This is a genomic window from Acidovorax temperans (genome assembly GCF_028596105.1).
Taxonomy (GTDB): domain Bacteria; phylum Pseudomonadota; class Gammaproteobacteria; order Burkholderiales; family Burkholderiaceae_C; genus Acidovorax; species Acidovorax temperans.
Genome location: NZ_CP117193.1, coordinates 3,393,705 through 3,414,212 on the forward strand (window position 1 = coordinate 3,393,705; position 20,508 = coordinate 3,414,212).

Below are 20,508 nucleotides of genomic sequence, written 5' to 3' on the forward strand. Positions count from 1 at the left end.
GGGTGTCGCACACGCAGATTGCGGGCCAGATGCTCGCAATGGCCTGGGCGGCAGTCGGCGGGCTGACAAATTGAAACACCGATACGGAATCCCCCAAACCGGCAGATGCTCCCTACCAGGGACAGGTCTGCCGGCGGATCAAAGCGAGCATGTGGTTGTTGATGGCTTGGATGGCGACTTTATGGCGGCGGCTCTTGCCCCCCGCCATGCGCATCCAATTACCACCAGCGCCCTACCAGCAAGCGCAAGCAGCTATCAAAAGCATAGCAAATCTGCGCCAATCCCACTCGCCCCCATCCACGCGCCTTTGCCTCCTGTGCTGAGCTCACCCTCGGCAGCCTGAGTCATCCCCGGCAATTCCCTTCGTTTCGATCCGTCAGTCCAGGCATTTACAGCTCCTGTAGAGCTTGTCATTGGTTTGGAACTGTGGGTGGCAGCCCGCTGCAGCAACTGAGCTGCGCCGCTGCCATTCGCAAAAAAACGAAAAGGAATCGCATCATGAAGCGGATGCTCATCAACGCCACGCAGCCCGAAGAACGCCGCCTGGCCATCGTCGACGGACAAAAGCTCCTCGACTACGAAATCGAAATTGAAGGGCGCGAACAGCGCAAGGGCAACATCTACAAGGCCGTCGTCACCCGCGTCGAGCCCTCGCTGGAAGCCTGCTTTGTCGATTACGGCGAAGACCGCCACGGCTTCCTGCCCTTCAAGGAAATCTCGCGCCAGTACTTTGCCCCCGGCGTCTCGCCCAGCCAGGCGCGCATCAACGACGTCATCAAGGAAGGCCAGGAACTGCTGGTCCAGGTTGAAAAGGAAGAGCGCGGCAACAAGGGCGCGGCCCTGACCACCTTCATCAGCCTGGCGGGCCGCTATGTGGTGCTGATGCCCAACAACCCCCGGGGTGGTGGCGTGTCGCGCCGCATCGAGGGCGAGGACCGCGCCGAGCTCAAGGAGGCGATGGACCAGCTGGAATACCCGAACGGCATGTCCATCATTGCCCGCACCGCGGGCATTGGCCGCACCGCGCCTGAGCTGCAGTGGGACCTGAACTACCTGCTGAAATTATGGAACGCCATCGACGGCGCCGCCAAAGGCGGCAAGGGCGCATTCCTGATTTACCAGGAGTCTTCGCTCGTCATCCGCGCCATCCGCGACTACTTCAACAACGACATCGGTGACATCCTCATCGATACCGACGACATCTACGAACAGGCACAGCAGTTCATGGCGCACGTCATGCCCGAGCATGCCGCCCGCGTGAAGCGCTACCGCGACGACGCCGCCCTGTTCAGTCGCTTCCAGATCGAGCACCAGATCGAATCGGCCTACGCCCGCACCGTGCAGCTGCCTTCGGGTGGCGCCATCGTGATCGACCACACCGAAGCGCTGGTGTCCGTGGATGTGAACTCAGCCCGAGCCATCAAGGGCGGCGACATCGAGGAAACCGCCACCCGAACCAACCTGGAAGCCGCCGACGAAGTGGCCCGCCAGATGCGCCTGCGCGACCTGGGCGGCCTGATCGTGATCGACTTTATCGACATGGAAGAGTCGAAGAACCGCCGCGAAGTGGAAAACCGCCTGCGCGACGCGCTGCGCCAGGACCGCGCCCGCGTGCAGTTCGGCACCATCAGCAAGTTCGGCCTCATGGAAATGAGCCGCCAGCGCCTCAAGCCTGCGCTGTCCGAAGGCTCGTCCATCCCATGCCCACGCTGCGGCGGCGCAGGCCATATCCGCGACACCGAATCGTCGGCCCTGCAGATCCTGCGGATCATTCAGGAAGAGTCGATGAAGGACAACACCGCTGCCGTGCACTGCCAGGTGCCGGTGGAAGTGGCCTCGTTCCTGCTCAACGAAAAGCGCACCGAGATCGCCAAGATCGAACTCAAGCAGCGCGTGAGCGTGCTGATGGTGCCCAACAAGACGCTGGAAACCCCCAACTACCGGCTGGAGCGCTTGAAGCACGACGACCCGCGTCTGGACCATATCGACGCAAGCTACAAGCTGGCCGAAGACGTGGAAGACCCTACGGCTGTGACACGCCGTTCGCAGGAGCCCACCAACAAGCAGACTCCGGTCATCAAGGGCGTGCTGCCGGACGCACCCGCCCCCGTCGCCGAGCCCCGCCCTGAAGGCGCAGCCCGCCCCACCCGCAATGGCAGCGGCCAGGGTGCCCGCAATGGCGCCGCTGCAACCCCTGCGCCCGCACCGGCACCGGCACCGGCACCAGCACCCGTGCCGCAAGAGAAGGGCTTCTTCGCCTGGCTCAAGAGCCTGTTCGGCTTTGGCGCGGCACCGGCTCCAGCCCCCGTGGCAGCCCCTGCGCCAGCAGCCCCGGCTGAAGGCAATGCGCGCGGCGATGGCCGCCGTGATGGCCGAGGCGGTGAAGGACGTGGCCGACGCGGCGGACGGGATGGCGCCCGCGATGGTGCGCGCGACCCCGCCCGCGAAGGCAACCGTGACGCCGCAGGCAGCACCAGCGAAGGCCGTGGCCGCCGCAACGAACGCGGCACTGAAGGGCGCGCACCCCGCGATGGCGACCGCCGCCCCGAAGGTGAAAACCGCAACGGTGAGGCGCGTGAAGGCCGCAATGGCCGTGGCCGCCGCGACGCCGAAAACCGCAGCAATGCCGCACTGAACGGCGATGCCAACGCCGCACCCGCAGAAGCACTGGCCAACGTGAGCGCCGCCGCACCAGATGCGAATGGCGCGGCCCAGCCACGCAGTGAGCGTGCACCCCGCCGTGAGCGCGGTGAACGTGGCGAACGTGGTGAGCGCGCCGAAGGTGGCCGCCGCGAGCGCAGCCCACGCAACGGCGAAGGCCAGGAGCGCAATGCCGCCCCCATGGACTTTGCAGACACATCGCCCATGGCATCGCTGCCCGATCTGGACCTGACCGGTAACGAAGTCACGGTGCAAACGGCCGCACCTGCCACCGAAGAGCGCCGTGAACGACGTTCACGCGACCGTTACGGCCGCGACCGACGCGAGCGTGGCGAACGTGCTCCACGCGAGGGCGCCGACACCAACGCAGACGTGGCACCGCAAGACAACGCAGTCGCTGCGCCAGCAGCCGAGGTGGTACAGGACGAAGCCCCACGTCGCAGCTACTTTGCAGCGCCCGCCGCAGAAGCCCCGGCACCGGTAGCTGCTGCAGCGGCCGAGCAGGCGCCTGCACCGGTGGCAGCACCGGTTGAAGCGCCGGTGGCTGCACAACCTGTGGCGCAACCCGCCCCCGTGGTGCCGGCTCCGGTGGCAAAGCCTGTAGCGGCAGCCCCTGAAGCTGCACCCGCAGGCATGCCCCGCGTGCAACCCTTCACGCTGCCGGTGGAAGCCCTGCAGGCAGTGGCCGCAGCCTCTGGCCTGCAGTGGGTGAATTCCGACAGCGAGAAGATCGCTGCCGTGCAAGCTGCGATTGCGGCAGAACCCAAGCCCGTGCACGTGCCACGCGAACGCCCCCCCGTGGTGGTGCTGGATGAAGGCCCGCTGGTGCTGGTGGAAACCCGCCGCGACCTGGCCGCCATGACGCTTCCGTTTGAGCAGACACCATCTGCCTGACAGCAGAAGTGAGTGTGTGCCCCGCTGGGGCCATCCACAAAGGCGGCCCTGGCCGCCTTTGTGCTTTATTGGTGGCGCGAACACAACCTTGGCAAACCAGGTGCCTTGCACTGAACCGCACGAGCTGACCATAGTGGCAATTCGCATTGATGGTCAGGGCCTCTGGTGCACCCAGGGGCAGTGCCTGAGTGCATCGCTCAAAATAGAGCCGCCCCGCGCGACGCACTGACGAGTGTTCAACGCCACCGTGCAACCCCGCCGCTTTTCTAATTAGACACCCCCATGCTGTTTCTGCTGTCCCCCGCCAAATCGCTGGACTACGACACCCCTGTGCCTGAGAGCCTGCCGCACACCCGGCCGCAGTTTGTGCCCCAGTCCACCGCCTTGATCGAGGTGCTGCGCGAAAAGTCTGTGCAGGAGATCGCCTCCCTCATGGCCTTGAGCGACACGCTCGCGGCACTGAACGTAGCCCGTTACCAGGTATGGAAGCCGCAATTCACGGCCAGCAACTCGCGCCAGGCAGTGCTGGCTTTCAATGGTGACGTGTACGAAGGCCTGCAGGCCCGCAGCCTGAGCGCGGAAGACCTGGAGTGGGCCCAGCGCCACATCGCCATTTTGAGCGGCCTGTACGGCGTGCTGCGGCCGCTGGACCGTATGCAGCCCTACCGCCTGGAAATGGGTACGCGGCTGGCCACCACGGCGGGCAACACCCTGTACCAGTACTGGGGAAGCCAGATTGCCGAGTACCTCAACACCCAGCTGCGCTCGGACACCACGCCCGTGATCGTGAACCTGGCCTCGCAGGAATACTTCAAGGCGGTAGACCGCAAGGCTCTCAAGGCGCGTGTCATTGAATGCGTGTTTGAAGACTGGAAAGGCGGCGCCTACAAGATCATCAGCTTCCACGCCAAGCGCGCGCGGGGGCTGATGGCGCGCTATGCCATCACCCGCCGGGTCACCACGCCGCACGACCTCGAAGGCTTTGACCTGGAAGGCTATGCGTATGACAAGCTAGCATCTGAGCCCGAGCGCCTGGTATTCCGGCGCAAGCCCGACTGATGTCTTCCCCTCTGTCCACACCTGCACACGTTTGAGGTTTTGAACATGGCCCTGTCTCCCGCCCAGCAAACCGCCACCAGCACCCGCAAGCCTTCGGCCCAGTCCATCACGCCAGAGCTGCGCCGCTGGATCATCGAGCAGGCCCAGGCGGGCTTTTCGGCCCCGGTGGTGCTGCAATCCATGCGCGACGCGGGCTGGGACGAAGACGTGGCCGCCGACGCCATGGAGACCACGCTGCAGGAGCACCTGAACGAGCTGGCCGTGCAAAAGGGCGAACCCAGTGCGGTGCCTGTGCCAGAGCCACTGCTGGGCGATTCCCCCGCCCTGCTGAACGCAGGCGACCGCCAGGTGCAGGTGCTGATGCAACTGGCCAAACCCCGCGTGGTGGTGTTTGGCAACTTCCTCTCGCCCGAGGAATGCGATGCCCTGATTGCCGCCGCACGCCCGCGCATGGCCCGTTCGCTCACCGTGGCCACGCAGACCGGCGGCGAAGAAGTGAACGACGACCGCACCAGCGACGGCATGTTCTTCCAGCGCGGCGAAAGCGCTTTGGTTCAGACCATTGAAGAGCGCATTGCCAAGCTGCTGCAATGGCCCATTGAAAACGGCGAAGGCCTGCAGGTGCTGCACTACCGCCCTGGCGCCGAATACAAGCCGCATTACGACTACTTTGACCCCCACGAACCCGGCACGCCCACCATCGTCAAGCGCGGCGGGCAGCGCGTGGGCACGCTGGTGATGTACCTTAACACCCCCGAAAAAGGCGGCGGTACCACCTTTCCCGATGTGTTCCTGGAAGTGGCGCCCCAGCGGGGCAACGCGGTGTTCTTCAGCTACGAGCGGCCCCACCCCTCCACCCAGACGCTGCACGGCGGCGCACCGGTGATTGCGGGCGAGAAGTGGATCGCCACCAAGTGGCTGCGCGAACGCGAGTTCAAATAAGCATCAAATCACGCCCTAGCGCTTGATTAATAAGCGCAAGCAGCTACTATTTTTATAGCAAATGACCAATACTCCCGAACAATCCCAGCTGGGCAAAGCCTCGGACTACACCGACCAGTACGACCCGACGCTGCTCTTTCCCATCCCACGCGCAGACAAGCGGGCCGAGATCGGCATTGCCGATGTCCCACCCTTCTTCGGGGCCGATCTGTGGACGGCGTTTGAGGTGTCTTGGCTCAACCTGCGCGGCAAGCCCCAGGTGGCGCTGGTGCACTTCACCATCCCGTGCGAGTCGCCCAACATCGTTGAGAGCAAGTCGTTCAAGCTCTACCTCAACAGCTTCAACAACACCCGCTTTGGCGATGCCAGCGAGGTGCAGTCCCGCCTGCGTGCCGACATCAGCGAAGCCGTGTGGCGCGGCGCGCCCCACCCCGCCACGGTGGGGGTCAAGCTGATTGCACCCGAGCTGTTTGACCAGGAACCCGTGCACGAACTGGACGGCCTGAGCCTGGACCGCCTGGACGTGGAATGCACCCGCTACCAGCCTGCGCCCGATCTGCTCAAAGCCCAGTTTGACGAAGCCCCGGTGACCGAGGTGCTGACCAGCAACCTGCTCAAAAGCAACTGCCTGGTGACCGGCCAGCCCGACTGGGGCAGCGTGCAGATTCGCTACACCGGCCCCCAGATCGACCAGGAAGGCCTGCTGCAATACATCGTGAGCTTTCGCAACCACAACGAATTCCACGAGCAGTGTGTGGAACGCATCTTCATGGACCTGTGGACGCGCTGCAAACCCATCAAGCTGATGGTGTACGCCCGCTACACGCGCCGCGGCGGGCTGGACATCAACCCGCTGCGCACCAGCCACCCACAGGCACTGCCGGCCAATGTGCGCACGGCGCGGCAGTAACTGCCCTCAGGCGCTCATGTGAAAGACCTGCACCGCACGCGATAGCGTCTTGGTGCGCTCGCTGAGCACGCCAACCTCGGCGGCTGTCTGGTCCACCATGTTGGCGTTTTGCTGCGTCACGCTGTCGAGCCGGTTCACCGCATCATTGACCTGGCCAATGCCCATAGACTGCTCGCCCGTGGCGCTGGTGATCTGCGACATCAGGCTGGTGACTTGCTTCACCGAGCGCTCCACACTGGCAATGGTGGCCTGCGCCTGAGCGGCATAACCCGCACCACTGCTGACCTGCTCGGACGATTCGCTGATGAGCTGGTGAATTTCGCGGGCCGCCTGCGCACTGCGCTGGGCCAGCTCGCGCACCTCCGAAGCCACCACAGCAAAACCCCGCCCCTGCTCGCCTGCACGCGCGGCTTCCACCGCGGCATTCAGGGCCAGGATGTTGGTCTGGAAGGCAATGCTTTCGATGATGCCAATGATGTCTTCCATGCGCCGCGACGAAGCCTCGATCGCCTGCATGGACGCGTTGGCGCTGCCGACTGCGGTGCTGCCTTGTTGGGCAATGTCGCTGCTTTGCTGGCTCTGCGCGGCAATCTGGCGGGCGGCATCGGCGGTCTGCTGCACGGTGCTGGCCAGTTGCTCCATCGAGGCAGCGGTTTCCTGCAGGCTGCTGGCCTGGTCTTCGGTGCGGGCGGCCAGGTCTTGCGCGCTGGCCGAGATGCGTGCCGTGGCCTGCGAGAACACGCCCACCTCCGCGCGCACATCCCCAATCACGGCGCGCAAATTGACCTGCACCTGCCACACGTTGCGCACCAAAGACGCCAGCACATGCGGGTGAGGCTTGATCATGGTGGACTTGAGGTTGCACGCCGCCAGCGCAGCGGAAAAATCATCCACCTGGTTGATCACGCAGGCCACGCTGCGGTAGAACCAGGCCAGCAAGCCCCCTGCAGCCACGGCAGAGCAACCCCACTGCGCCGCCATGGCGGCCCACCCCGTCATGCCCAGCGCTACAGGCGCCGCCCCTGCCGCCAGTACACCCACCAGGCCCAATGCCAGCCGCTGGGTGAGGGACAGCCGGTGCAGCGGCCCGAAGGTGTCGCGCCAGCCCAGGGGGCGCACCCGCCCCGCGTGCAGCTTGAAGGTGTGGTGGCCGCTGGCGCGCTCCTGCGCCACCTTGGCGTACAGCGCCTCGGCCGCAGCCACTTGTTCACGGGTGGGCCGAAAGCGCACTGACATGTAGCCCACGGGCTTGCCGTTATCGATTATGGGCGTGACGTTCGCCTCCACCCAGTAGTGGTCGCCATTGGCGCGGCGGTTTTTCACGATGCCCGACCACGGCCGACCGCGCCCAATCGTGGCCCACATGTCCTTGAACGCCTCCGGCGGCATGTCCGGGTGGCGAATCAGGTTGTGGGGCTGGCCCATCAGCTCGTCGTAGCTGTAGCCACTCACCTCCGCAAAAGCTGTGTTGCAATGGGTGATGTGTCCGCGCGCATCGGTGGTGGACACCAGCAATTGGGACTCGGGGAAAAAATACTCTTTGTGAGAGACAGGCAGGTTGGTACGCATGGTGGGCGAGGTCAAAAAATGCCCCGCTAACTGTGTTTGTTAGCAGATGCAACAACCCGCCAAGGTGCCAGAGAACACCCGCACCCGCATGACGGATTTGACCTCCGTCACCAGGCATTTGACCTGCCTCAACCGACTGCCACGCCAACGTTGCGCGAAGAAAACATCGCGCGGCGGCAAGGCTTTGCCATCAACAGGGCTTTGCGCTAGCTGGCAACAATCCGTTAAAGATTCGGACTCAAGGCATCTTAAAAACATCCACCGACAGCCCCAGCGTATGGGCGCTGCTTTTGAGGTCTTGGGCAGAAGCGGTGGACTCCTCCACCAGCGCTGCGTTTTGCTGGGTCACGGTGTCCAGCTGGGTGACGGCCTCATTCACCTGTGCGATGCCAATCGACTGCTCCTTGGTGGCCGAGCTGATCTGTTGCACCAGCGAGCTCACACGCTGCACGGCATCCACCACGCTGCCGATGGTGGCGGCCGTGTGGTCCATCCGCTTGGCGCCGCTGGCAATCTGGTTGACGGTGGCATTCACCAAGGCGCTGATTTCCTTGGCAGCGCCCGCGCTGCGCTGGGCCAGGGCACGCACCTCGCCCGCCACCACGGCAAAGCCTCGCCCCTGTTCGCCGGCGCGCGCGGCCTCTACCGCAGCGTTGAGCGCCAGCAGGTTGGTCTGGAAGGCAATGCCTTCAATCAACCCGACGATTTCATTGATCTTGGCCGAGGACTGCTGCATCTCGCGCATGGCAGCACCCAGCTCCTGGACGGCCCGGCCGCCGCTGGCCGCCACCTGGCTGCCCCGCTCACTTTCCTGAGACACCTTGGCGGCAGTGTCAGCCGTCTGCCGCACGGTGCTGGCCAGCTGCTCCATCGATGCGGCGGTTTGCTCCAGGCTGCTGGCCTGCGACTCAGTGCGTGCAGACAGGTCGTGGCTGCCCTGTGCGATTTCCGCAGCCGCTTCGGTGAAGTGGCGCACCCCGGTGCGCACATCGCCCACCACGGCCCGCAGGTTGACTTGCGTTTGCTGCAAGCGCTGCATCAGGCTCTGCAGGGGTTGGGGGAAGTCTGTGCTCACGGTCGAAGTGAGGTTGCAGCCAGATAAGTCGGCCCCGAAGCGGCTCGCCTCGGCAATGCCGCGCCCCACCACCGCCTGAAAACGCCACAGCACTACCGCGCCGCCCAGCACAAGCAACACTCCGCGCACCAGCACAGCCGCCTTGCCCTGCATTCCGAGCGCATCGGGCACCAGGGCCACCAGCGCCATGCACAACAGCATCAAGGCCATGCGCTGCATGAGCGTCAACTGCGCCACGCGCTGCACCATGCCGCGCCAGCCCGTGCGCTGAAGCACGCCGGCTTGCAATTGCAGGCTGGCGCGCCCGGCAGCCGCCTCCGCCCGCATTTGTGCGTAAAGCGCTTCAGCGGCCGCACATTCCTGCGCGCTGGGCTTGGTGCGCACCGACATATAGCCACGCGGCTTGCCGCCTTCCATGATGGGCGTGACGTTGGCACGGACCCAGTAGTGGTCACCGTTCTTGCGGCGGTTCTTCACCAGCCCCGTCCAGGGCTCGCCCCGCCCAATGGTGCGCCACATGTCGCGGTAGGCCTCGGCAGGCATGTCGGGGTGGCGAATGATGTTATGGGGCTGGCCGATCAACTCCTCCACACCATAGCCACTCACGCGCACGAAAGCCTGGTTGCAGTGCGTAATTTCGCCCTTGGTGTTGGTACTGGAGACCAACAACTCTTCACCCGGGTAATCGTAGTTTTGTTGCGTGACTGGCAGGTTGATGCGCATGCGGTTTTCCCTTGGGTTGGGTGGCTGGACGTTGGCAACGGATGGACTCGCACCCACCGCTGAAGCTCACCCTTTTTGCGCAGGCATCCAGACGAGGAGTGCCCCGCCTGCACCAGCGCGTTACTAATTGATACCAATCAAGTTTAACCACCCAAAGGCACGGTTGACATTGTTTTTACGCTTTAAAAGAGGGGTACTGTGTGGAGGTCCGCGTGACGGGCTTTGCGCGATGAAGACTGTAGCCCCGACGCGCTCTCTGGCGGCAGGTTGAGCGCATCGGCTGGCTGGAGCGTGCCCACCCGCACCCCCAGCAGCCGCAGCCGCTTGTCCAGGGGCACGCGCTTGAGACACAAGCCAGCCGTGCGCCGGATGACAGCCGCATCGTTGGTGGGCAAAGGCAGCGTGTGGTCCCGTGTGGCGGTCTTGAAATCTTCGTAACGCAGCTTGATGCCAATCGTCTTGCCCACATACCCCTTGCGCTGCAAATCCTGCGCCACGCGCACGCACAGGTCTGTGAAGATGCGGGACAACTCGGCTTTATCGAGTACGGCGTGCAGATCGCGATCAAACGTGGTTTCGCGGCTCATGCTCACCGGCTCGCTCTCGGTCACCACCGGGCTGTCATCCCTGCCCCAGGCCGCGCGGTGCATCCAGGCGCCGGTGGATTTTCCAAAGTGGCTGATGAGCCAGCGCTCATCCTGCGCGGCCAGTTGTCCAATGGTTTCAATGCCCAGCCGCGCCAGCTTTTCGCCCGCCTTGGGGCCGATGCCATTGATCTTGCGCACATGCAGCGGCCAGATCTTGCTCTGCAGATCTTCCTCGTAAACGATGGAGATGCCGTTGGGCTTGTTGAACTCACTCGCCATCTTGGCGAGCAGCCGGTTGGGTGCCACGCCAATGGAACAGGTCAACCCGGTCTTGTCGAAGATGCTCTTCTGGATGAGCCGCGCCAACACCCTCCCGCCTTCGCGCTGGCCGCCGGGCACATCGGTGAAGTCGATGTACACCTCGTCCACCCCCCGGTCCTGCATCACAGGGGCGATCTCGGTGATGGCGTTTTTGAACATGCGCGAATACTTGCGCACCTCTTCAAAATCCACCGGCAGCACAATCGCCTGGGGGCACAGCTTGGCCGCTTTCATCATGCCCATGGCCGAGCCCACCCCAAACTGCCGCGCCGGGTAAGTGGCCGTGGTAATCACGCCCCGGCCTACGTAGTCCTTGAGCAAGGGAAATTCCGACACAGGAACGAAGCAAGGCTCCCGCGGCCCTGAACCATCGGGGTGCTGCAACAAGGCATCGTCCACCTTGCGCCGGCCACCACCAATCACCACGGGCAAGCCCTTGAGCTGGGGATAGCGCAGCAGCTCCACAGAAGCGTAGAACGCATCCATGTCCAGGTGCGCAACTCGGCGCTGCTTGCTGGCGCGAGCAGGCGAATTTGGCGACGCAGGGTCGGTTGGATCAGTCTCGGTAACGGCCACACCCTGTATTGTGCGTGGTCATCCCGCCATTATTGCTCCGGCCCCATGAAGTCTCAAGCGGCGGCATATTTGACGCGGGGATCCTGAAAGTAGCTCATCACCCGCTCGGGTGACTTCTCCAGCATGGCCATGTGTTCGTTGGCCGCATCGCGCAGTTTTGCCTTTGTTCTGACCGGGACCCGCTTGCCCATGGCCTGCTTGAGGTCGGCGTTCAAACGCTCTTCTGGGTTGAGTTCCGGGCTGTAGCTGGGCAGGTAGAACACCTCGATCTGTTCCTTTCTCTCTGCCAGCCACGCCTTGACCGGTTTGCTGTGATGTACACGCAGGTTGTCAAGGATCAGGAACACCTTCTTGCCCGCGTCCTTGATCAAGGCCTCCAGGAACTCAATCAACTTGTCGCTGTTGAAGGCCTCGTCAATGATCATCCAGCGTGCCTTGCCCCGGTTGGTCACCGTGGCGATCATCGACAGCTTCTGGCGTGTGCTGCCCACCGTGAACGCCACGGGTGTCTCACCTGCTGGTGCATAGCTCCTGCCGCGTACATCGGTGTTGACCAGTGCGGTCTCATCGCCCCAGTGGATTTCGCCGCCCTCAGCCTTGGCCTTGGCCTCGATGGCCGGGTAGTGTTCATCTAGCCAGGCCTTGACGGCTTCGGGGCGTTGTTCGTATGCCTTCTTGATGGGCTTTTGTGGGGTGAAACCCCAGCGTGCCAGGTATTTGCCCACGGTGCGCACACCCAATTTCAAGCCACATTCCTGTTCGATAAGCTGCATCACGGCGGCGCGACTCCACAGGAAGAAGTCCATCTTCAATTGCTCGGGACGTTTGTCGCAGATGGTCTTTTGGATGTGGACTTCTTGCTCGGGCGTGAGCAATCGGGCATCGCCTTTCGTGCGACCACGACCGGCTGGTTTGATGGCTGGCCAGCCGCCTTGCTCGAACAGATCAAGCACCTTGCGCACAGCCGGGTAGCTCAAGCCCGACATCTGCACCAGTTCCATGACTTTGATGCCCCGTTTGTGCAGTCGGATGACTTGCTTGCGCCGCTCGTGAAGCTGCTCCAGGGTTTGGTATCTCGCGTCTTCTTTGTCCATGCTGCTTCGAACGCGAAAATCAGCAGAAAGTTCAATCTTTATGGGGCCCGATCAATAGGACAAAGGAACGCTGCCCCTTGCGCCGGGCTCTGACACCGCCAACAACTCCTGCTCTGAGGCAGGCGCATCAAGACCAGTGCGCAGCCTGCGAACGCGGCAGATACCAGCCTTCGGCTAATCAGGCCGTACCCCGGCACCGCCTGAGCAGGCGCAACGCTTTACTTCCTGGCCAGCGCTGCGCTGCGAATGCCCTGCAACGTGCCCGTAGGCGTGATGGCCTCAGGGTCGATCAGGCAGTGCAGCACGCTGGGCAGGCCGCTGGCGCGGGCGCGGGCCAATGCGGGGGCAAAGTCTTCGGTGCGCTCCACGCGCTCGCCGTGGCCGCCAAAGGCCTGGGCATAGGCCTTGAAGTCGGGGTTCCTGAGCTGCGTGGCGCTGATGCGGCCGGGGTACTCGCGCTCCTGATGCATGCGGATGGTGCCGTACATGGCGTTGTCCAGGATCACCACGATGATGGGCAAGCCGTACTGCACGGCGGTCGCAAATTCCTGGCCGTGCATCAGAAAGTCACCATCGCCCGCAAAGATCACCACCTCGCGTTGCGGCCAAAGACGCTTGCCGCCCACGCCTGCGGGCAGGCCGTAGCCCATCGACCCACTGGTGGGTGCCAGCTGGCTCGCGTAGTGGGTGAAAGGCCAGAAGCGGTGAATCCAGGTGGCAAAGTTGCCCGCGCCGTTGCAGAAGATGGTGTCGGCGGGCAGCACCTCCTTCAGGTGCTGCATCACCTGGCCCATTTGCAGATTGCCAGGGATGCGAATGGGTGCCGTGTCGCTCCAGGCCAAGTATTCGGCATGGGCAGCTTCTGTGTGGGTCTTCCATGGCACAGCCGCCGTGGGGCGCACCATATTGAGCGCAGCAGCAAACGCCTGGGGCGTGGCGTGGATGGCCTGTGTCGGGCGGTAGAGCTTGCCCAGCTCATCCGCATCGGCATGCACATGCACCAGCGGCTGTGCAGGGGTGGGGATGTTGAACAACTCATAGCCTTGCGAGGGCACTTCAGACAGCCGCCCGCCCACCACTAACACCAAGTCCGACGCCTTGATGCGAGCCAGCAGCTTGGGGTTGACGCCCAGGCCCAGGTCGCCGCCGTAGCAAGCGTGCGTGGCCGGGAACAGCATCTGGCGGCGGAACGAGCAGTACACAGGAATGGACCAGGCTTCGGCAAACGCGGTGAACTCACGCACCGCCTGCTCAGACCAGCGGCTGCCGCCCAGGATGGCCACGGGGCTTTGGGCGGCTTGCAGACGCTGCGCCAGCTCGACCATCTGCGCGGCGCCGGGGTGCGTTTCTGTCATCTGGTAGGGCAGCGCATCGGCCACCGTGGCGGCCTCGGTCAGCATGTCTTCGGGCAGCGCCACCACCACGGGGCCAGGGCGGCCCGAGGTGGCAACGTGGAAGGCGCGCGAGATCAGCTCGGGCACGCGAGCCGGGTCGTCTATCTGCACCACCCACTTGGCCATGGTGCCGAACACGGCGCTGTAGTCCAGTTCCTGAAATGCCTCACGCCCCATGGCGTTGCGGGCCACCTGGCCCACGAACAGGATCATGGGCGTCGAGTCCTGGTGCGCAATGTGCACACCGGCCGACGCATTGGTGGCACCGGGCCCGCGCGTCACAAAGCAGATGCCGGGCTGGCCGGTGAGCTTGCCCTGCGCCTCGGCCATCATGGCTGCGCCGCCTTCCTGACGACACACGGTGACGGCAATGTTGGCATCGTGCAGCGCATCGAGCACCGCCAGATAACTTTCGCCGGGCACGCAAAAGAGCTGCTTCACGCCATGGGTGATGAGCTGCTGCACCAGGATCTGGCCGCCGGTGCGGGGGGTGAGGGAAGTCGTGTTCATGTCTGCAGTGACGAATCAATAAGTGGAAATCAGAACAGCGCCTGGCAGGCGCGCTGGATGCGCGCACAAGCCTCTTGCAAATCGGCGGTAGATGCGGCGTACGAAATGCGGAAGTACGGCGCCAGCCCCAGCACGCCACCGGGCACCACAGCCACATGGTGCTCGCGCAACAGGTAGGCGCAAAAGTCGGCATCGGTGCACAGCAGCATGCCGCCCGGCGTGGTGCGGCCCAGCACGCCTTCGCAGCTGGCAAAGGTGTAGAACGCACCTTCGGGCACACGGCAACGCAGGCCAGGCGAGGCATTGAGTGCGGCCACGACCAGATCGCGCCGGTCCTGAAAGGCTTGGCAGCGCTCGCGCACCACGTCTTGCGGCCCGGTCAGTGCCGCCACGGCCGCCGCCTGGCTGATGGACGACGGGCAGGATGTGGCCTGGCTCTGCACCACGGCCATGGCAGCGATCAGCGCCTTGGGGCCTGCTCCGTAGCCCAGGCGCCAGCCTGTCATGGCATAGGCCTTGGAGACACCGTTCACCGTCAGCGTGCGATCGCGCAGTGACGGCAACACAGCGGCGGGCGTGGCAAACGCACGGCCGTCGTACAGGATGTGTTCGTAGATGTCGTCCGCCAGCAGCCACACCTGCGGGTGGCGCTCCACCACTTCCAGCACCGGGCGTAGTTGCTCAGCGCTGTAAGCCGCGCCGCTGGGGTTGGAGGGCGAGTTGATAAACACCCAGCGCGTGCGCGGCGTGATGGACGCCTCCAGCTGCTCGGGCGTGATGCGAAAGCCGTTGGCCTCGGTGCAGGGCACCACCACGGGCACCCCACCCGCAATCAGCACCATGTCGGCGTACGAAGTCCAGTACGGTGCGGGCAGGATCACTTCGTCACCCGGATTCACCGACGCCATCAGCGCGTTGTAGAGGATTTGCTTGGCCCCGGCCCCGGCGGTGATTTCGTTGAGCTGAAAGTCCAGCCCGTTGTCGTGCTTGAACTTGTGCTGGATGGCGGCTTTCAGCTCGGCCGTGCCATCCAGCACCGTGTAGTGCGTCTCCCCCCGCGCCATGGCCTGCTGCGCGGCTTCGAGGATGTGCGCTGGCGTATCGAAGTCGGGCTCGCCCAGGCCCAGCACGATGACAGGCTGGCCCTGGCGCTTGAGCTGGTTGGCCTCTTGCGTCAGGCGCACGATTTCCGAGACGCCGATGGCGCCCAGGCGGTCGGCCGCGCGAAAAGCCGTGGCGGGGATGGGAGCGTTCATTGCTGGTAAGTCTCCAGAGGCTTGTCGTTGGGCGCGGCAAACAGCTGGCGCAGCGTGGTGCCCAGCGGCAGGTTCAGGCTCATGTTCTTAGGCGGAATGGGGTTCACAAACCACTTGGTGTAGATTTTTTCCATCTCGCCGCTTTGCATGAGCTTGGTGAGCACGCCATCCACCGCGGCCTTGAACGTGGGGTCGTCCTTGCGGAACAGCAGTGCAATCGGCTCGGCGCCCAAGGGCTCGCCCACGATGCGGTAGGCCGAGGGGTCCTTGGAGTTGGCAATCATCCCGGCGAGCAGGTTGTCGTCCAGCACAAACGCATCAGCACGACCCGATTCGAGCAGCATGAAGCTTTCATGGTGGTCCTTGCCCAGCACGGTCTTGATGGGCGCGCCCAGCGTGCGCTCTTGTTTGCGCAGCAGTTGCACAGCGGTGGTGCCGGTGGACGCCGCAATGGTGCGGTTGCCCAGCTGACTGATGGACTTGAGGTCTGAGTCTTTGCGCACGGCCATGCGCACTTCGCTCACGTAGGTGGTTACGGCAAAGGCCACTTGCTGCTGGCGCGCGGTGTTGTTGGTGGTGGGGCCACAGCCAATGTCCAGCGTGCCGTTTTGCACCAGGGGCAGCGTGTTCTGCGCCGTAACGGCCATGTATTCCAGCTTGGCCTGGGGCACGATTTCCTTGAGCACGCGCTCGCACAGCTCGACGTGGTAGCCCACGTATTTCTCGTTGGCACCCAGCGCGTAGGCCATGGGCGGTGAGGTCTCGCGCACGCCCAGCACCACCTTGCCCGATGCCTTGATCTTCTCCAGCGTGGGCTGGTTGACCGTCTGCGCCAGCGCGGGGGCTGTAGCCACCCAAGCCAGGGCCAGGCCTGCAGCGAGCGCGGTGAAGGTCTTGCGGGAAATTGCCATGCCGTTGCCTCCTTGTGTTTTATCGTTGGCAGGTTGAAAAAAGGCGAGGCTCAGATCACGTTCTTTTCGAGCAGCGGCGCGTTGCGCGCAATGCGTTCGATGGACAGCGGTGACAGGTCCAGGCTTTGGTAGCGACCCGTCAACATCCACTCAGCCAGGCCGCGCCCCACGGCAGGGCACTGCTGCAGGCCGTGGCCCGAAAAGCCGGTGGCGAACACCAGGTTGTCGCAAGCGGTGTGCAAGCCCACCAGCGCGTTGTGGTCAAAGGTGTTCATCTCGTAGTAACCGGCCCAGGCACCCTGCATGCGCAGGGCCTCAAAGCCGGGGATGCGCTCTGCCAACGTGGGCCAGATGTGGTCCTCGAACGCTGCGTACTCAGGCTCCAGCGGGGCAAAGTCGGCATCGTTGTCGGCGTCGGGCGCAAAGCCACAGATAAAGCCTTTGCCCTCAGGCCGCAGCCAGATGCCGCTGGTGTCGATGAGCAGCGGGCAACCCGGCAGCGCGGCGGGGCTGGCCAGGTTGAACACCGTGCGGCGCTTGCCCGCCACGGGCAAATCGATACCCGCCCAACCCGCAATGGCCGCAGCCCACGGGCCACCGGCGTTCACCGCATAGCGGCAGGGCAGCACCGCACCGCTTTGCAGGTGCACCGCGTTGACGTGCAGCACGCCGTCGCTGTTCGCTGTGTCGAACCCCACGGCCTCATCAGTCACATAGCGCACGCCCTGGCTTTGTGCCTTTTTGCGCAGCGCCGCAAGCAGCAGGTAGCCATCAAACCAGCCCTCGCCCGACAGGCCCAGCGAGCCCAGCGCCACGTCCTGCAACGCCAGCCACGGAAAGCGCTCGGCCAGTTGCTGCGGGCTGAGCAGCGCCACATCGGCACCATGCTGTTTTTGCAATGCGTGGTTCTCGCGCAGCGTGGCCTCGCCCGCCTGGGTGGCCAGATACAGGTAGCCGCCTTCGTGCAAGCCAATGTCAGGCACATCGCCATGGCAGGCCAGCAGCTGGCCCACGTTGCGCAAGAAGCCGATGCCGTAGGCCGAGATCTGGATGTTGATGTCGGTAGAAAACTGCTGGCGGATAGAGCTGGCTGACAGGGCCGACGAGGCCGTGGCGTAAGTCGGGTCGCGCTCAACCACCACCACCTCGCAGCCCGGCTGCTGCAGGGTGAGAAAGTAGGCAATGGCGCTGCCGATGACGCCACCGCCAATGATGACGATGGGCCCGCTTTGGAGTGCAGACATGATGGCTGGCGAAAAAAGTGGCTCTGGAATGCGGCTTAAACGTCAAACTTGACGCCCTGCGCCAGCGGAAGCGCGCTTGAATAGTTCACCGTGTTGGTGGCGCGGCGCATGTAGGCCTTCCAGCTGTCAGACCCAGCCTCGCGGCCGCCACCGGTTTCCTTCTCACCGCCAAACGCGCCGCCAATTTCTGCGCCGCTCGGGCCAATGTTCACGTTGGCAATGCCGCAGTCAGAGCCCGAGGCAGACATGAACTGCTCGGCCTCGCGCATGTTCAGCGTGAAGATGGACGACGACAGGCCCGCGCCCACGGCGTTGTTCATGGCAATGGCTTCGTCGATGGTGCTGTAGCGCACCACGTACAGGATGGGTGCAAAGGTTTCGTGCAGCGCGGGGCCTTCGTGCTTTTGCAGCTCCACCAGCGCAGGGCGCACGTAGTACGCATCAGGACCGCCCAGGCCTTCGACGCGGCCACCGCCGTGCACCTTGGCACCCAAGGCACGGCTTTGCTCCAGCGCCTTTTGCATGCCGTCAAACGCCATGCGGTCAATCAGCGGGCCCACCAGCGTGCCTTCAGCGCGTGGGTCGCCCACCTGCACGTTGCCGTAGACCTTGATGAGCTGGGGCACGAGCTGGTCGTACACGCTGTCGTGCACAAACAGGCGGCGCAGCGTGGTGCAGCGCTGGCCTGCCGTGCCCATGGCCGCAAAGGCAATGCCGCGCAGGGCCAGGTCCAGATCGGCAGAGGGGGCGACGATGGCGGCGTTGTTGCCACCCAGTTCCAGAATGGCGCGTGCAAAGCGGGCTGCCAGGCGCGGGCCCACGGCGCGGCCCATGGCGGTGGAGCCGGTGGCCGACAGCACGGGCACGCGGGCATCCTGAACCAGCACCTCGCCAATGTCGCGCTGGCCAATGATCAGCTCCAGCAGGCCCGCGGGCGCGTCGCTGCCAAAGCGGGCCAGTGCGCGCTGGGCGATGGCGTGCGTGGCCAGGGCCGTCAGCGGGGTTTTCTCAGACGGCTTCCACACCACCGGGTCGCCACACACCAGCGCCAGCGCAGCGTTCCACGACCACACGGCCACGGGGAAGTTGAAGGCCGAGATCACGCCGCACACGCCCAGCGGGTGCCAGGTTTCCATCATGCGGTGGCCGGGGCGCTCTGTGGCAATCGTCAGGCCGTACAACTGGCGCGACAGGCCCACGGCAAAGTCGCAGATGTCGATCATCTCCTGCACTTCGCCCAGGCCTTCGGACGGGATCTTGCCCGCCTCCAACGTCACCAGGCGGCCCAGGTCGGCCTTGGCGGCGCGCAGCTCTTCGCCCAGCAGGCGAATCAGTTCACCCCTGCGCGGTGCAGGCACGGTGCGCCAGGTGGCGAAGGCTGCGTGTGCGCGGCCAATGGAGTCGCTGGCCTGCGCAGGCGTGTGCTGAGGCACATGGGCCACCACTTCGCCGGTTAGGGGTGAGCGCACAGCCAAGTCGCCCCCCTGGTAAGCAGACGCGGGCACGCCCAGGCGCTGCAGCAGGGCATGAACTTCAGAAATGACGCTGGAAGCAACAGAGGTGTCAGACATGGCAATCAACCGGTGAGATGTTCAATGGAAAAGCTGGGGCAGGCGGGCCAACAGCCCAGGTGCCCCGGCACAAGCATTTCTGCAGCAAAGATGGTGCCACTATCCACCCTGCACCGGGCAGTGCATAGCAAAAAATTGGAACAACTTCATACCCGATCAGAATGAAGTGAAGCAAAATCTGGTGCAAATTCAGGAGTAGCTGGCGCTCAAATAGCAAGCGCTAGCGCACCGAAACGGTGAGCACGTCACGCTGCCAGCTCATTCCCTCCCATCATTAACCCCAGTGCCGCACCACCATGTTCCGCAAGACCTTTTTGCCGCCGATTGCCGACTTGCTGGCCTTTGAGGCAGCTGCCCGGCACACCAGCATCTCGCGGGCGGCTGAAGAGTTGCACCTGACGCAAAGCGCGGTATCGCGCCAGATTCGCCAGCTGGAGGAACAACTGGGCACCGCCCTCTTTCACCGCGTGCGCCAGCGCGTGGTGCTGACCGATGCAGGACGCATCTACGCAGCCGATGTGCAGGCCGTGCTGCAGCAACTGTCGGCCAGCACGCAAAAGACCATGGCGTTTGCCAGCACCGACGGCCTGCTCAACCTGGCCGTGCTGCCCACGCTGGGCACCCGCTGGCTCATTCCGCGCCTGGGGGGCTTCATGGCGCGGCACCCTGAGGCCATGGTCAATTTCTCCGCGCGCACTGAGCCTTTTGACTTTGCCGGCACGCCGTTTGACGCGGCCATCCACTTCGGCGCGCCGCACTGGGCCGGGGCGGTGTGCGAATACCTGATGCACGAGGAAACCGTGCCCGTGTGCAGCCCCATCTACCGCGACCGCCATAACATCCGCACACCGCAAGATCTGACCCGCGTGGCGCTACTGCAGCAAAGCACCCGCCCCACGCAGTGGGCTGAATGGTTTGAACTGGCGGGCGCCCCCACGGCGCTGGCCTTGCGTGGCCCCCAGTCGGAGCACTTCGCCATGATTGCGCAAGCTGCGGTGTCGCACCTGGGCGCGGCGCTGCTGCCGCGTTTTCTGATCGAGCAGGAACTGGCCGCAGGCAGCCTGGTAGAGCTGTCAGACCTGGTGCTCACCAGCACCGATGCGTATTACTTGGTGTACCCCGAGGCGCGCGCGCAGTCGCCTCTGGTCAAGGCCTTCCGGGACTGGCTGGTGGCGGAGTGCGCGGGGCAGCGGTAGCGGGCGGCGTGACCC

The 20,508-nt window shown here is 64.3% G+C and carries 14 protein-coding genes; 5 read left to right on the plus strand and 9 right to left on the minus strand.

The window, feature by feature from the left end; translation table 11 throughout:
* Positions 1-498 precede the first annotated feature (498 nt).
* The 4 genes from PQV96_RS15975 to queF all read left to right on the plus strand — a co-directional run bounded on the left by PQV96_RS15975 (position 499) and on the right by queF (position 6,466).
* The gene (locus PQV96_RS15975) at positions 499-3,555 is read left to right on the plus strand and encodes an Rne/Rng family ribonuclease (protein WP_207373461.1); all 3,057 of its coding nucleotides are present in this window, start codon (positions 499-501) and stop codon (positions 3,553-3,555) included.
* A gap of 282 nt (positions 3,556-3,837) precedes the next feature.
* Positions 3,838-4,614, plus strand: a complete 777-nt coding sequence (gene yaaA, locus PQV96_RS15980; protein ID WP_207373460.1) for a peroxide stress protein YaaA — start codon at positions 3,838-3,840, stop codon at positions 4,612-4,614.
* Between the two features lie 45 nt (positions 4,615-4,659).
* Positions 4,660-5,556 carry a 2OG-Fe(II) oxygenase gene (locus PQV96_RS15985; protein ID WP_207373459.1) on the plus strand — a complete coding sequence of 299 codons (897 nt, stop codon included), beginning with the start codon at positions 4,660-4,662 and terminating at the stop codon, positions 5,554-5,556.
* A gap of 61 nt (positions 5,557-5,617) precedes the next feature.
* Positions 5,618-6,466 (plus strand): NADPH-dependent 7-cyano-7-deazaguanine reductase QueF, encoded by an 849-nt coding sequence (gene queF, locus PQV96_RS15990; RefSeq protein WP_273623533.1) that lies wholly within the window; start codon positions 5,618-5,620, stop codon positions 6,464-6,466.
* A 6-nt stretch (positions 6,467-6,472) separates the two neighbouring features.
* Here the strand turns inward: queF and PQV96_RS15995 are convergent, their stop codons facing one another.
* The 9 genes from PQV96_RS15995 to amaB form a co-directional block, all read right to left on the minus strand.
* On the minus strand, positions 6,473-8,035 hold the full coding sequence (locus PQV96_RS15995) for a methyl-accepting chemotaxis protein (protein WP_273623534.1): 1,563 nt from the start codon (positions 8,033-8,035) through the stop codon (positions 6,473-6,475).
* A gap of 238 nt (positions 8,036-8,273) precedes the next feature.
* Entirely contained in the window at positions 8,274-9,833 is a 1,560-nt protein-coding gene (locus PQV96_RS16000; protein WP_207375604.1) for a methyl-accepting chemotaxis protein, read from the minus strand.
* A 182-nt stretch (positions 9,834-10,015) separates the two neighbouring features.
* The gene (locus PQV96_RS16005) at positions 10,016-11,227 is read right to left on the minus strand and encodes a Y-family DNA polymerase (RefSeq protein ID WP_207375605.1); all 1,212 of its coding nucleotides are present in this window, start codon (positions 11,225-11,227) and stop codon (positions 10,016-10,018) included.
* A gap of 143 nt (positions 11,228-11,370) precedes the next feature.
* Positions 11,371-12,411, minus strand: coding sequence for an IS630 family transposase (locus tag PQV96_RS16010; RefSeq protein WP_044395424.1), 1,041 nt, complete (start codon positions 12,409-12,411; stop codon positions 11,371-11,373).
* 218 nt (positions 12,412-12,629) lie between these two features.
* Positions 12,630-14,315, minus strand: coding sequence for a thiamine pyrophosphate-binding protein (locus PQV96_RS16015; protein WP_207375280.1), 1,686 nt, complete (start codon positions 14,313-14,315; stop codon positions 12,630-12,632).
* A 29-nt stretch (positions 14,316-14,344) separates the two neighbouring features.
* A complete protein-coding gene (locus tag PQV96_RS16020; RefSeq protein ID WP_207375279.1) occupies positions 14,345-15,571 on the minus strand; it encodes a pyridoxal phosphate-dependent aminotransferase in 1,227 nt (408 codons plus the stop codon).
* Positions 15,568-16,482: an amino acid ABC transporter substrate-binding protein gene (locus PQV96_RS16025; RefSeq protein WP_207375278.1), complete on the minus strand. Its 915-nt coding sequence runs from the start codon at positions 16,480-16,482 to the stop codon at positions 15,568-15,570. Before PQV96_RS16025 ends, PQV96_RS16020 begins: the two co-directional genes overlap by 4 nt.
* Positions 16,483-16,532: 50 nt before the next feature.
* Positions 16,533-17,726: an NAD(P)/FAD-dependent oxidoreductase gene (locus PQV96_RS16030; protein ID WP_207375277.1), complete on the minus strand. Its 1,194-nt coding sequence runs from the start codon at positions 17,724-17,726 to the stop codon at positions 16,533-16,535.
* A gap of 35 nt (positions 17,727-17,761) precedes the next feature.
* Complete coding sequence (amaB, locus tag PQV96_RS16035) at positions 17,762-19,297, minus strand: L-piperidine-6-carboxylate dehydrogenase (RefSeq protein WP_273623535.1); 1,536 nt, start codon at positions 19,295-19,297, stop codon at positions 17,762-17,764.
* 296 nt (positions 19,298-19,593) lie between these two features.
* Between amaB and PQV96_RS16040 the strand changes: the two genes are divergently transcribed.
* Entirely contained in the window at positions 19,594-20,493 is a 900-nt protein-coding gene (locus PQV96_RS16040; protein ID WP_273623536.1) for a LysR family transcriptional regulator, read from the plus strand.
* Positions 20,494-20,508 lie beyond the last annotated feature (15 nt).